General features: G+C 38.5%; 13 protein-coding genes. 9 read left to right on the top strand and 4 right to left on the bottom strand.

From position 1 onward, the window contains the following. Positions 1-156: 156 nt before the first annotated feature. A complete protein-coding gene (locus tag AC25JC_RS05890; RefSeq protein ID WP_180115548.1) occupies positions 157-426 on the bottom strand; it encodes a hypothetical protein in 270 nt (89 codons plus the stop codon). A 356-nt stretch (positions 427-782) separates the two neighbouring features. Here AC25JC_RS05890 and AC25JC_RS05885 point away from each other — a divergent pair, with 356 nt between their 5' ends. Continuing rightward, positions 783-1,019 (top strand): hypothetical protein, encoded by a 237-nt coding sequence (locus AC25JC_RS05885; RefSeq protein WP_180115547.1) that lies wholly within the window; start codon positions 783-785, stop codon positions 1,017-1,019. A 380-nt stretch (positions 1,020-1,399) separates the two neighbouring features. Here the strand turns inward: AC25JC_RS05885 and ybaK are convergent, their stop codons facing one another. Next, a complete protein-coding gene (gene ybaK, locus AC25JC_RS05880; protein WP_180023982.1) occupies positions 1,400-1,867 on the bottom strand; it encodes a Cys-tRNA(Pro) deacylase in 468 nt (155 codons plus the stop codon). Positions 1,868-2,021: 154 nt separating this feature from the next. On the opposite strand from ybaK, the gene AC25JC_RS05875 reads away from it, so the two are divergent. The 7 genes from AC25JC_RS05875 (at position 2,022) to AC25JC_RS05845 (ending at position 8,895) form a co-directional block, all read left to right on the top strand. Continuing rightward, positions 2,022-2,915 (top strand): acyl-CoA thioesterase, encoded by an 894-nt coding sequence (locus AC25JC_RS05875; RefSeq protein WP_180115546.1) that lies wholly within the window; start codon positions 2,022-2,024, stop codon positions 2,913-2,915. Between the two features lie 90 nt (positions 2,916-3,005). Next, positions 3,006-3,641, top strand: a complete 636-nt coding sequence (locus AC25JC_RS05870) for a CDP-alcohol phosphatidyltransferase family protein (RefSeq protein ID WP_180089935.1) — start codon at positions 3,006-3,008, stop codon at positions 3,639-3,641. A 47-nt stretch (positions 3,642-3,688) separates the two neighbouring features. Next, positions 3,689-5,443, top strand: coding sequence for a bifunctional alpha/beta hydrolase/class I SAM-dependent methyltransferase (locus tag AC25JC_RS05865; protein WP_486923651.1), 1,755 nt, complete (start codon positions 3,689-3,691; stop codon positions 5,441-5,443). A gap of 18 nt (positions 5,444-5,461) precedes the next feature. Further along, entirely contained in the window at positions 5,462-6,814 is a 1,353-nt protein-coding gene (locus AC25JC_RS05860) for a phosphatase PAP2/dual specificity phosphatase family protein (protein WP_486923650.1), read from the top strand. Then, positions 6,811-7,239 carry a hypothetical protein gene (locus AC25JC_RS05855; protein ID WP_486923649.1) on the top strand — a complete coding sequence of 143 codons (429 nt, stop codon included), beginning with the start codon at positions 6,811-6,813 and terminating at the stop codon, positions 7,237-7,239. Before AC25JC_RS05860 ends, AC25JC_RS05855 begins: the two co-directional genes overlap by 4 nt. A 61-nt stretch (positions 7,240-7,300) precedes the next feature. After that, on the top strand, positions 7,301-7,951 hold the full coding sequence (locus AC25JC_RS05850) for a lysophospholipid acyltransferase family protein (RefSeq protein WP_180023981.1): 651 nt from the start codon (positions 7,301-7,303) through the stop codon (positions 7,949-7,951). After that, a complete protein-coding gene (locus tag AC25JC_RS05845) occupies positions 7,951-8,895 on the top strand; it encodes a phosphatidate cytidylyltransferase (protein ID WP_486923648.1) in 945 nt (314 codons plus the stop codon). The genes AC25JC_RS05850 and AC25JC_RS05845 overlap by 1 nt, the downstream gene beginning before the upstream one ends. 444 nt (positions 8,896-9,339) lie before the next feature. On the opposite strand, the gene AC25JC_RS05840 is transcribed toward AC25JC_RS05845, so the two are convergent. Beyond that, positions 9,340-10,545 (bottom strand): alkane 1-monooxygenase, encoded by a 1,206-nt coding sequence (locus AC25JC_RS05840; RefSeq protein WP_486923647.1) that lies wholly within the window; start codon positions 10,543-10,545, stop codon positions 9,340-9,342. Positions 10,546-10,726: 181 nt separating this feature from the next. Between AC25JC_RS05840 and AC25JC_RS05835 the strand changes: the two genes are divergently transcribed. Then, on the top strand, positions 10,727-11,677 hold the full coding sequence (locus AC25JC_RS05835) for an AraC family transcriptional regulator (RefSeq protein ID WP_486923646.1): 951 nt from the start codon (positions 10,727-10,729) through the stop codon (positions 11,675-11,677). A gap of 4 nt (positions 11,678-11,681) precedes the next feature. On the opposite strand, the gene lpxB is transcribed toward AC25JC_RS05835, so the two are convergent. Next, positions 11,682-12,854 (bottom strand): lipid-A-disaccharide synthase, encoded by a 1,173-nt coding sequence (gene lpxB / locus AC25JC_RS05830; RefSeq protein WP_486923645.1) that lies wholly within the window; start codon positions 12,852-12,854, stop codon positions 11,682-11,684. Positions 12,855-13,452: the final 598 nt, after the last annotated feature.

Raw genomic sequence — 13,452 nt, 5'->3', positions numbered from 1 at the left:
TGAAGACTTTAACTAACACCATACTGGCCATACATCCTTATTGCCAATTAGCATGTATTTCATAACATATACCTACTGATTTCTGATCAATATCTTCTATTTCTATTCAGACTGGTTATACAGCATGAATTATGTACTCCAACGATTGGGTTGAAATCAATCAATTGATTTAACAACCCAATCCAAAAACTTGTGCTTATCAAAAAAGTCTGGCGCAGCATTCGCAAATATACTTTTTTCTCTGTTGTTAAAGATTCCTTTGTAATAAAAAGACCTATCTGCGGAAAATTTTGAGTCATCCCCTTCATGCAATTCTCTAAAGAAGATCGATAACTGCATAAATCGACTTTTAGATGCTAAACTGTGTTTTTCTAATACAAAATTATAGATTTGCTCAATAATCGCTTTAGTATTTGAATAAGGCATTTTGTTGTCTCTTAATTTGATCACACTTTCAAATTACAGCTTTTAAATTAAAATACAACTATTTTGGTCGGATTTTAAATACCTATTTTTTATAAGTATTTTTATAATTAAACACCTTTAAGTGCTATTAATGAATCAACCTCTAAACATGAAGTTTTACTAAATTCTACTTCTGCGACTACATACATTTTCGTTATTCAAAGCTAAAACCGAAACAACAAAAGTGTAGTCTTAGCTAGAACTTCCAAATTATAAATAATCAGTTGAAGTGAAATGAGCCGTATTAGTATGTACAAAATACGAATTAACCAAGATTAAAATGTTAAAAGTTTTAGCTGAACAAGGAATTCACCTAGATGCATAACAAAATTTTAAAGTTTATAAGTTTTCTCATTTTTAGCAGTATTTTAACAACAGGATGTAAATCTTCACCGTCTCCTCAGCAAGAATTAGATGTACAGGCAAATTTTTTCCCGTCTATGTTGAGAATTGATGGAAATCTCTTTGCCTTAGCTAATCAAACACCTCCTAATGATTTAACTATGGAATTATTTAAATCAACACTACTCAATGCAACTATGCTGAGAAAATAAGAAGTTGAAGCTAAAAATAATTTTAGTTTAGAAAAAAATAGAAATCCAATTGAGCTGAATTCAATGTGTTTGATGACTAAATTTCTTCTAAATAAATCATATATTCAAAAAGCTAATCTCAATCCTGAATTTTATGAAGATATTTATAGTTGGATTAAAACAAAGAATAATTCTTGGGAAAACTTACTTAAAGAGACTAAACCCGGAGAGTTAGAGTATTCATGTGTGATTTCTCCTTCAAATATCCCTAATTAAGATGCGTCATCGAACCACAAAGCCGCTCAATGCGGCTTTTGTTATTTTAGTGGTTTGGGAATAGTGGATAATATTGTGAGTAACACCACTAAATTCAATTGATTTTAGGGAATCATAAACTCCGTTTAGACATCTATCACATCAGCAAAGTTTGCACCCAAAACTTTTGCTAAATCCTCGGGTTTTAAACCAATATCCAAACCACGCTTACCACCACTCACATAGATTTTAGCTAAGTGCTGCGCAGAAGCATCGATCACAGTTTTTAAGCGTTTTTTCTGTCCAACTGGACTAATACCACCTACCAAATAACCGGTTAAACGCTCTGCATCCTTTGGGTCTGCCATTTTTAGTTTTTTACAGCCAAATGCTGTGGCCACTTTTTTCAAATTCAGCTGATATTCCACTGGCAATACGGCAACAAAGTAATTTTTATCGTCCGTAACCATCAAGGTTTTAAACACTTCTTCGACAGTTAAACCAAGTTTTTCCGCAGCTTCTAAACCAAAACTTTTTGCTTCTGGGTCATGGTCATATTCATGAATTGTAAAGTCGATTTTATTAGATTTTAAGAGTTTACATGCAGGTGTCATTGCTTTTTCGTCATTCCATTCGGACAACTAGGAAAACTCGATTATAAGCCTATTCTAGAAAGACCGGCGAACACTTTTATATTTTTCATGAACATGACTTGTGCAATAAGTTTGAGTTGAATACATTTAAATAAAGCAAAAATTTCAAAAAAATATGACAACGCTGACTCAAGACCTCATCCAATTATTATCTGTAGTGCCCAAAGATCAGGGCTACTTTTTGGCACAGAGCAAACCTCTGTTTGGTGACCATATTTTTGGTGGGCAATTACTTGCTCAGAGCATAATCAGTGCATCCTTTACCTGTACACTCCCACTCCACTCTTTACATGCCAACTTTATTTCTGCGGGTCTTGCAAATCAGCCTGTATTATTTAAAGTCGAAAATTTACGTGATAGTCATAGTTTTTCTACACGACAAGTGACCGCAATACAGCATGGCAAACCAATATATATGGTGATGTTGTCCTATATGAATAACGAAATGGGTATGGAGTATCAAATACCTGAACCAGATCTGATCCCACAGTTTCCACCAAGTATGCTCAAAGAGGAGCAATTCTATAAATCGCAAATCCAATCATCTATTTCACCTGAATATCTGGCCACATTTTTACAGCCTTTTCAGCTTATATCTAAACCAATTGAATACGTGCTGACAGATTTTCCACCGTCCAATCAAGCTTCTGTCTTAAATCAAAATCAATATGCAGAATATTTAAAACTCCATGATGCCTTGGATGCACAATTTGACCAACTTCATATACATCAGGCCATTGCAGCATACTATTCAGACTATAATTTATATTCTGCGGCGCTCAAAACACATGGTTTAAATTATCTGTCTCCTGAACTCATCGCAACTAGTCTTGATCATTCGATGTATTTTCATCATACCTTTAGGGTAGATAATTGGGTATTCTATGACATGAATACTACCCGAACCTCTCAATCACGTGGGCTTACTCATGGGCAAATGTGGCAAGATGGAAAATTAGTCGCAAGTACTACACAAGAAAATTTAATGCGTTATACAGGCGAATCGTGAGGCCTGTGACAATCTTTAACATTCAAATTCTTGTTAAGTTAAGCATCAAGCGTATAAAATTCATGCAAATCATACCGCTATAACAATAATATGCCTTCGATCTACCAACTTAAACCTGCATTTCAAAACCTGCTTCGACCTTTGGTTAAATCACTTCATCATCTTGGTATTACAGCAAATCAAGTAACACTACTAGCAATGTTCATTTCGCTAGCTGTGGCATTTTTTATTTATATCTATTTCTCTCACAACGGTATTGGCATTTTACTGTTGATTTTCCCCGTGTGGATGCTTATTCGAATGGGCTTCAATGCCATAGATGGCATGCTGGCACGTGAGTTCAACCAACAATCCAAACTCGGTGCTTTTTATAATGAATTATGTGATGTGATTTCTGACTCAGCACTCTATTTTAGTTTAATTTGTTTTGCTTTTATTCAAGCCGAACTGCTAATTTTGACCTGTTTTCTCGCCATACTTGCTGAATATACAGGTGTGATGGCGCCATTAGTGGGTCAAGAACGTCGCTACGATGGTCCAATGGGAAAAAGTGACCGTGCTTTTGTATTTAGCATCATCTGTATCGTGATCGTGACTTCTTCTATATTTAACTTCGGTTTAAATACATTGTCTCTTATTTGCAATAGTATTTTGATTATTATCATCTTTTTATTATTTATCACGATTTATAACCGCATTAAAAATAGCATTATCAACCCACAATAAATTTCAGTTTAGATCGTCAGTCGATTTATTATTTTGAGAACAACACAATGTATAACAATACTCAGCATACCTTTACGAGCCATGATGGAACATCCTTGTTTTATCAACATTGGGAAAATAGCAGTTTAAAAAGCAACCGTAAGAAAAAAGCGGTGATCTTATTTCATCGTGGCCATGAACATTCGGGACGAATGGCGCATTTGGTCAATGAATTGAATTTGCCTGATTTTGATTTTTTCGCTTGGGATGCGCGAGGCCATGGCAATACTCCTGGTGAACGAGGAGATGCACCGAGCTTTTCTGCATGCGTTCAAGACATTCAATATTTTGTTCAGCATATAGAACAAAATTACCAAATTCGATCAGAGAATATAGCAATTGTAGCTCAAAGCGTTGGCGCTGTTTTAGCCGCGACATGGGTGCATGATTATGCCCCTAAAATCCGTGCTTTATGCCTTGCATCGCCTGCATTTAACATCAAACTCTATGTGCCTTTTGCAAAACCCGGCTTAACACTCCTCAACAAATTCGCTGGCAACTTTTTTATTAATAGTTATGTCAAAGCCAAAATGCTGACCCACGATACTGCACGTGCACAGAGTTATAACACTGACCCACAGATCGCTCGGGCCATATCAGTCCGGATGCTGCTGGGTCTATATGCAGCCTCAGATCGAATCGTTAAAGATGCACAAAATATTTTTGTTCCTACACAGATTTTATGTTCAGGATCTGACTTCGTGGTGCATCAAAAACCACAATTGGCGTTTTATCAAAAACTCCCACATCCAATGAAGGAATTTCACGTCTTAGACGGTTTTTATCATGATACTTTGGGTGAAAAACATCGAAAAATCGCCACAGATAAAATCCATCGCTTTATTCAACAATGTTTTAAACAACCCTATTCCGCACCTAAACTTTTAGATGCAGATAAAATTGGCCCAAGCTGTGCCGTTGCAGAAACATTAAGTTCAACGATTCCAAAACACTCTTTAAAACATGCATTTTGGAGCTTAACAAAACAAAATCTTAAAATTGGTAGTCTCTTTTCTAAAGGTTTAAAAATTGGTGAAGAGACAGGATATGACTCTGGCAGCACCTTAGATTTTGTCTACAGAGATCAATCAGAAAGCCAAAACGCACTGGGTAAAATCATCGATCGACAATATTTAAATGCAATTGGTTGGCGTGGTATTCGCGTTAGAAAACAAAATATTGAAGCGCTATTAACGAAATATGCTTCTAAGTTAAATGATGCCCAACACGCGGTACGGATTATGGATATTGCAGCAGGCCATGGCCGATATATTTTAGATGCTGTACAAAAACTGCCTGAGCAGCCTGAATCTATTCTGCTTAGAGACTATAGCTCGATCAATGTACAAGCGGGTCAAGCAATGATTGAGCAAAGAGGTTTAAGCCAGATTGCCAAATTTGTAGAAGCGGATGCATTTGATACCACTTCTTTAGCCAGTGTTGAACCTAAACCCACTCTAGCCGTGGTCTCAGGTTTATACGAATTATTTAGTGATAATGATTTACTTAGACAGTCCTTATCAGGCTTGAGTCAGGCCATTGAGAAAGATGGTTATCTCATCTACACAGGTCAAATTTGGCATCCGCAACAAGAGTTTATCGCCCGTGCCCTGACCTCACATCGCCAAGGAGATGCATGGGTCATGCGTTTGCGCTCACAAGCAGAAATGGATGCCTTGGTTGAGCAATCCAGTTTCAAGAAAGTCGATCAAGTCATTGATGAGTTTGGTATTTTCACAGTTTCCGTTGCACAAAAAATTTAAGCTTGGATGGTCAATCTTATGCATAAACTGGATACGGATACAGGAACTTGGAAATACGGCCTACTGTGTTTGGCATTTCTGGCACCTTTTTTCTTCTTAAGTTATGGTTTTGCCAACCAATACGCTGCGGGTTTAGCGTCTGTACCTGTTATCGTCTTTGAATGGGAAAAATATATTCCACTTTGGCCATGGAGTATTGTGCCTTATTGGTCGATTGATCTGTTCTATGGATTGTCTTTATTACTTTGTTGGAATAAGTTTGAATTAAAACAACATGTCCTGCGACTATTTTCGGCACAAATCCTTTCAATCAGCTGCTTTTTAATTTTCCCGCTACGTTTTAGCTTTGAACGCCCCGAACTCACAGGTTTTTTCGGCCTATGGTTTGATGTCTTGATGGGCTTTGATAAACCGTTTAATCAAGCACCTTCCCTGCACATTGTGCTACTGGTGATACTTTGGGATTTTTTCCGTCGGCATAGCACAGGCAAACTAAAATATCTGGTAGATGGTTGGTCCTTTTTGATTGGTCTCTCAGTTCTAACCACTTGGCAGCACCATTTTATAGATATCCCAACTGGTTTATTGGTCGGTGCCTTATGTTTATGGCTATTCCCAATGTCTGGCTCTGCGCCATGGACTCAAAACAGCCAGAGTCGGCTAAGTTTAAAACACATTAAAATCGGCATCCTTTATCTGTTTGCTGCCTTATTTTGTAGCGCAATCGCACATGCAAAAGGTTGGTGGCTTTGGCTACTCTATCCTGCGAGCAGTCTACTTTTAGTTTCGTTTGCATATTTATTCAATCGACCGTATTTTTTTCAAAAACTCAGTCATGGTGATATGACTATTGCTGCAAAAATGCTGTTCGCGCCCTACTTTGTATTTGCTTGGATCAATAGCCGAATCTGGACCTATCGCCATCCCGAAGATTCTAAAATCATCAAAATCAATCAGAGTTATATTTATTTAGGTCGCTATCCGTCCAAACAGGTCTTGCAACAATATGATGCTTTACTCGATTGTTGTGCAGAATTACCCATTTATCCAAAATGCTCCTATGCTCAAAACTTGAGTTTAGACCTGATTCCTTTACAGGCCAATCAGCTGCATCATGCTGTAGAGTCTTTAGAACTATTATTGAACTCTAAAAAAAGTGATGAAGCACAAAACATCTTGGTCTTCTGTGCTTTGGGATATTCACGAAGTAGTGCTGTAGTGGCCGCATTATTATTGAAACAACATCCTGAATATTCAGTCGAAGATGTTTTACGGATTATTCGCCATAACCGTCCTTGGGTCGTGCTTAAAGCACCGCAAATAAAACATTTAAATACTTATCGTTTAAAACTTAAAGGACTTGCACCATGAATTTACAACTTGTGGTGCTGTCAAAGTTGTTGCAATCCACCACTGGATTGCTCATCTCAGCGTATGTGGCAGCGATTCTCACGCTCTGGCTCATCATCCAGTTTGGCAATGTGATGCTATTCGATTTGCTATATGTATTGATTTGTCTAGTTTTGCTCGGAATACAGCATTATTTAAGCTTGAGAATCAAATTTGATTCGGCACTTTTAGCCACTGTCGCTGAATACAGCCAAACCCAAAGCCTAGAACAAACCACCAAAGAGCTGGACTTAAGTTTAATTAACCTAAAATTAATACCTACAAATAAATGTGGCCGCGCCTGGGAACTACGTGAGTTAGGTTGTCTGGCTTTATTTAAATGGCAGATCTTTGTGCTTTGCTTGCAATACATCGCATTCATCTGCATATTTTTACTGTATAAATAATTCACAATAATTTGAATCTATGCCAAATCCATTAGACACTTCAGGGAATGCTCACTCACCAATGAAAGGTAATTTTTTAAGCCGTTCAATTGCTCGCTATATTGCCTTTCTCACTCGTCGTGGTGCGCGGCTGCTCACGGGTGCGCGGAGTCTATGGGTCGGGTGCAAACCGGTTATGAAACAGCGTATTTATTATGCAAATCATAATAGCCATATCGACTTTATTTTGCTTTGGTCATCACTGCCGACAGATCTCAGACGAAAGACACGTCCTGTAGCGGCTTCGGATTATTGGTTAAAAGATGGCTTTCGACGTTTTCTCATTCAAGATACGTTTACTGGCGTCACTATTCAGCGAAATCGAGAGCAAAATCAAGATCCCTTAGAACCGATCAAAACCGTATTAGCACAAGGTGACTCGATTATTTTCTTTCCTGAAGGTACTCGAAATTTAAATGATGACGTTGAATTATTAGCCTTTAAAAGCGGCTTATTTCATCTCAAAAATCAATTTCCTGATGTTGAAATCGTGCCTGTGTGGATCTCAAATTTAAAACGTGTCATGCCTAAAGGCGCGCTTATACCACTCCCCCTATTATCTACCGTTATATTTGGTAAGCCTTTAGAAGCCCATAATGAACAGAGTAAAACTGAGTTTTTAAACTACGCTCAGGATGAATTACTCAAATTAAAAGCATTGGAGTATCAATAATGGAATTCACCAATGCGCAAATGACCTATGTATTGTTTGGTATTTTTGCAGTTATTTTGATTATTGCCTCAACCATTGGCTCAATACTAAAATTTAAAGCGGGTTATGCACCTGCACCAGTTATCGACAATTTAAATGCACGGATCAATGCATGGTGGGTCATGCTGTTGGTACTTGGTGTAGCAATTTCATTAGGCAAAATCGCCTTTGTGATGCTGTTTGCATTGATTTCACTCTTTGCTTTACGTGAATTTATCAGTTTACTGCCGACCCGTCGCGGTGATTATCTTCCTTTATTGATCGCTTTTTATTTTGTCATCCCTTACCAGTATTACTTGGTGTATATCGACTGGTATGGGCTATATTCGATTTTTATTCCGCTGTATGTATTTCTTCTAATCCCTATCGCTACACTCAAAGCCGAAGATACCACGCGATTTTTAGAACGCAGTTCAAAAATTCAATGGGGTCTGATGATCAGCGTATTCTGTATTTCGCATGTGCCTGCGCTATTAAATCTTAAACTTCCCGGATTTGAAGGTGAAAAAATTTGGCTAGCGATCTGGTTGATCATGGTGGTACAAGCCTCCGATGTTTTGCAATATGTCTGTGGCAAGCTATTTGGAAAGCACAAAGTCGCACCGATACTTTCACCGTCTAAAACCGTTGAGGGGTTAATAGGAGGCATTGCTTTAGCCACTGCACTAGGCGTGGCTATGTCATGGCTTACACCTTTTAACTACCTACAGGCTGCATGTATTGGCTTTATTGTTTGTATATTCGGTTTCTTTGGTGGTCTGGTCATGTCGGCCATTAAACGCGATCGTGGTGTAAAAGATTGGGGACAGCTCATCCAAGGCCATGGTGGCATGCTCGACCGAATTGATTCAATCTGCTTTTCAGCACCGATTTTTTTCCACATTTTGCGCTATTGGTGGTCTTAAGAAATGACTAAGTTTTAAACAGAAAATTTGGGATTTTAAATGATGTTACGCACGTAGAATTACTTTTACATTTTAAAGATGATTTTTAAGTCTATTCGACGGAGTCATACATCTAAAGATTGAATAAAGGTATTAGCCTTCGGCTGGAGATACTTTTGTTTCGGCAAAATGAGAAGCGAAGCTTCGAAAGGAAACCATCTTGCGGTGCAATGTACCTCACCGACAAAACTCGTTCACTAACGTCTAATTATTCAAAGAATCGCAGAAACATTTTTGATTACAATAAGTCTTGTCTCAAACAATTTCGGATGACGTTACCGTGTATCGTTCTTTTATTTGAATCAACGTGCGCTTCTGATGTTACTGCGTAGCATCGGTTAATAATACGCACAATAAAAAATCCCAAGCAGACAAGCTTGGGATTCTTCTCATCATGTTTTCAATTTAATCGCCTGAAACCGCAAACTTTTTAAAAAGGCTTGCACGGCGTTTAGGATGAATATTGGCTTTAGTTAAATCACCTTGGTAGTGATCATAGACACGTTTATCCATCATCTTAAACCAAATAGAGGGTACTAAAGCAGGAATTAGCATAGTGGCATAGCCGCTAGGCAACTCTGGCGCTTCATCAAAATGTCTTAAAGCCTGAAATGGACGAGTCGGATATGCATGATGGTCTGAATGTCGCTGTAATTGATACAAAAATAGATTGGTCACAATATTATTGTTATTCCAACTATGTTCAGGCATGGTTCGCGCATAACTTCCATCCGATTTTTGCTCACGCTTCAGGCCATAATGTTCAATATAATTAATAATTTCAAAAAGGCTGATTCCATAAAAGGCCTGTGTAACTAAATACGGTGTCACGCCTTTACCAAACATTTTCAGCATCGAGGCATGAAAACCTGCACTCATCGCCCAACCATGAAACAGTTCATTTTCCTTCGAAAAGAAACTTAAACCTTTACGTTTTAAACGTTGTTTCTCAATCTGCACCGCCGATTTAATTCCACCAAATACAGTGCGTGGCCAAAACTCATAAAAAGTTTCGCCCATTTTTGAAGATGCAGGATCTTCAGGCGTTGCCGCACGTTTATGGTGCCCATAAGGATGTTCAATGCGGAAATGGCTATAACCTAATGGTGCGAGAGTCGCATGTGCCCAATAATGGTCTTTTTTATGTGGTCGATGGCAGAGTTCATGAGCTGTATTTACGCCAACACCATTGATGGCACCCATCGAAATCCCAAGTAGAACTTGATCTAATATTGAAACATCTTTACGGGTAACCACATAGCCAGCAAAAGCATTCGCTGCCATTTGCAGTGGAATAAATAGTTTGACGATCCGATCATAATAAGGATCATTCACTAAAACTTTGATGTCATCATCTGTCGGGTTATTGGCATCATCACCGATCAGTGCATCCAGTGCAGGAATAATGACATGCAGTAGAAGCGGCCCGCCCATGGCAAATAGTTTTTTTGTCGGTTTGGGACCAAAATGATAACCCGCCAAAATCCCCATACCAATGACTGGTAAACCTGGACTCAATAGCCAACCATAACGTTTTTTATCTAAAACACTACCGATTTTGCTTTCTAACTGAGCGAGCTGCTGTTCATTTAATTTTACTGGTGCATTCATGCGCTAGACTTCCCTAATTACTTCTTCTGTGTTTATATTCGTAAAATATGGGCAGCCAGAACAGTTTTAAGCGTCCAAAAAAACTATGCGATCGTCTTTGGCATTTAAGGATAAATGTTGACCTTTAAACACATAGTGACCATCAATAAGTACAAAATTAATATGAGTAAATATTTGAAATATGGATGCTTTAAGTAAAATTTTTGATGATATTCATCTCCACCGATCTGAATATATTTATTTGAGATCAAAGCATCCTTGGGCTTTTCATTTTCAAGATCACAATGCCATGGTTGCGTATGTAGTGATTCAAGGTCAGTGTGTTGTACATATAGATCAAGAGCAGGTTTTACTCGAAGCTGGCGATCTTTGCCTTATTCCCTCAGGGCAAAATCATTACTGCAAATCTATACAGTCTGATGTCTTGGTCGAGTCAATAAACATCACGTCATTGTTTCAAGAGCAACGAAATAAAACCATTGAATTAAATTATGCTGAGTCTCATGAAGCAGAAGAATTGTTTGTACTGGCGATCCGTGGGCATGTCGACAGCATTATGGCAAAGCCCTTAGTGAATGCACTCCCCACACTGTTACATACACCACATATCATGAGCAGTACCGCACCGGAATGGTTGCAAATTGGCTTACATTTTCTGGCAGTTGAAGCGCATCAGATCCGTCCAGGCCGCGACAAAATTTTGGATCATTTAGTGAGTATTTTATTTATCGAATGTGTACGTGATTATATTGCGGCTTTGTCAGATTCGAGCAGTTGGTTGCATGCCTTAAGTCATCCTGAATTATCCAACGCTTTGGCAGCGATTCACGAACAACCACAGCATGCATGGACCGTCGAAAGCTTGGCAGAACAATGTTGCATGTCACGTTCTAAATTTGCCAGTTTATTCACTCAAATGCTCGGTGAAACTCCACTCGCCTATTTGCAGCAACATCGTTTGCGACTGGCGACACAGCACTTACAAATGGGGCAACTGACTATTCAGCAAATTGCCCATCGTATCGGTTACTCATCTGAAACGGCATTTAGCCAAACTTTTAAAAAGTTTTATGATCTAACACCGAGCCAGTATCGACAGCAGCATCAACTCGCAAAAACTGAGTCACTTTAAAGGTTTAATCTAAAAGCTTTAAAATCGCTTCCACAGGGTTTTCACTGTTACCTGAAAGCAGTTGTTTATGCATGGTGATGTGCTGCATCACTTGAATTTGCGATTTTTCAACATCCATCAAGCTTTCAATTTCTGCTGCTAATTTTTCAGGCGTTGCATCATGTTGGATGAGTTCCTGAATCACCTTTTTGCCCGCAATAATATTTGGCAATGAATAATACGGAATTTTGATCAGCAATTTCACCACATGGTAAGTCAGCCAATTTAACTTATAAAAGGTCACCATTGGACGGTGTAAAAGCATCGCTTCTAAAGTCGCTGTACCCGAAGCCAATGCGACAATATTCGATGCGTTCATCACCTGACGGCCAATTTTAGATTCGGTATCGGTGTTTTCCATCAAGCGAACTTTGGCTTGTAATGCTTCAGGGTACTGCTTGAGCAACAATTCAATTTGCTGTTTACGTGCATCATTGATTGCAGGAATCAGGAACACATAGTCTGGATGCTGCTCCGTCAAAATCTGTGCGGCAGACAGCACCAAAGGCCCTAAGCGCTCAATTTCACCGCGACGGCTGCCCGGAAGTAATGCAATGTGCTTTTGCTGCTCATCTAAGCCTAACTCGTGTTTAGCCGCAACGAGTGGATTACCTAAAGGCAACTGACTTGCCAATGGGTGTCCGACAAATGCAGCCGGAACTTGCCATTTTTGGAAAAACGCTTTTTCGAAAGGAAATAAACAAAGGACTAAATCGATACTCGCCTTAATGCCATGCACACGGCCTTGTCGCCATGCCCACACTGAAGGGCTGACATATTGCACTGTTTTAATTGGTAGCTGCTTTTGCTTCAAGCTCTTGGATAAACGCAAATTAAAATCCGGCGCATCTATCCCTACAAAAACATCGACAGGGTTTTCAGTCCATTTTTCAACCAGACCATCACGTACAGCAAAGAGTTTTTTAATATCTTTTAAGACTTCAACGATCCCCATCACTGATAAAATATCCATCGGATAATAGCTGTTAAAGCCTTCTGCAATCATTTGCGGACCACCGATGCCTTCAAATTCCGCATCGATCCCTTGCTCTCGAAAACTACGGATAAGCTTGGCGCCTAATGTATCCCCGGATACTTCCCCAACCACGATGCCAATTTTAAGTTTCCGATTTTGCAAAAGTCTGTCCTTTTAACTCAATTTTCTTTAGCTATAGATTCTATACGAGTCCTTCGCAAAGTTAATAGATTTCCAAAAAAAAGCTGCACGTCTTTAAGTCACCATTTTAGAAATATTCATCACTGCTACTTAGCTACTAACTAAAAATTTTTATACCAATGGTTCTGATTTTTACCGTATTTACTCTTAAACAATTTACGAAATAGTACTGCGGTTTTAAAACCCGTGCTTTCCGCAAGTTTATCAACTGAATAATCTGTCAATTCGAGCAATTCAGCCCCACATCGCAGTCTTTAATTATTTGACCAAGTGACAATAGGTAGTTCTGACGCATGTTTAAAATGTCTAGTTAGTGTCCTTCTACTCATATTCGAATAATGGCGAAACCTTATCTTTTTAAGGAGTATAGATTTTGCAGGAATGGACTTTAAGTTCACAGTCGCATATATCGATAAATAACAAATCAAAAGCTTAGAATTGAAAACCTACAGTGCATTTAGGTATTGGATATCCACTTCAGATATTCAAAGCCTTATATTCAAAATATACGATTTCACTGCAGCATAATCTCCATTTTAACTATTAACTACTTGAGAAA

This window comes from Acinetobacter sp. P37 (genome assembly GCF_057480965.1).
The sequence above is the reverse complement of the archived record's forward strand: the minus strand, read 5'-3'. Positions and strand labels throughout refer to the sequence as shown.

Coding starts and splice junctions, on each gene's coding strand:
- AC25JC_RS05890 (WP_180115548.1), bottom strand. CDS start 426: ATGCCTTATTCAAATACTAAAGCGATTATTGAGCAAATCTATAATTTT.
- AC25JC_RS05885 (WP_180115547.1), top strand. CDS start 783: ATGCATAACAAAATTTTAAAGTTTATAAGTTTTCTCATTTTTAGCAGT.
- ybaK (WP_180023982.1), bottom strand. CDS start 1,867: ATGACACCTGCATGTAAACTCTTAAAATCTAATAAAATCGACTTTACA.
- AC25JC_RS05875 (WP_180115546.1), top strand. CDS start 2,022: ATGACAACGCTGACTCAAGACCTCATCCAATTATTATCTGTAGTGCCC.
- AC25JC_RS05870 (WP_180089935.1), top strand. CDS start 3,006: ATGCCTTCGATCTACCAACTTAAACCTGCATTTCAAAACCTGCTTCGA.
- AC25JC_RS05865 (WP_486923651.1), top strand. CDS start 3,689: ATGTATAACAATACTCAGCATACCTTTACGAGCCATGATGGAACATCC.
- AC25JC_RS05860 (WP_486923650.1), top strand. CDS start 5,462: ATGCATAAACTGGATACGGATACAGGAACTTGGAAATACGGCCTACTG.
- AC25JC_RS05855 (WP_486923649.1), top strand. CDS start 6,811: ATGAATTTACAACTTGTGGTGCTGTCAAAGTTGTTGCAATCCACCACT.
- AC25JC_RS05850 (WP_180023981.1), top strand. CDS start 7,301: ATGAAAGGTAATTTTTTAAGCCGTTCAATTGCTCGCTATATTGCCTTT.
- AC25JC_RS05845 (WP_486923648.1), top strand. CDS start 7,951: ATGGAATTCACCAATGCGCAAATGACCTATGTATTGTTTGGTATTTTT.
- AC25JC_RS05840 (WP_486923647.1), bottom strand. CDS start 10,545: ATGAATGCACCAGTAAAATTAAATGAACAGCAGCTCGCTCAGTTAGAA.
- AC25JC_RS05835 (WP_486923646.1), top strand. CDS start 10,727: ATGGATGCTTTAAGTAAAATTTTTGATGATATTCATCTCCACCGATCT.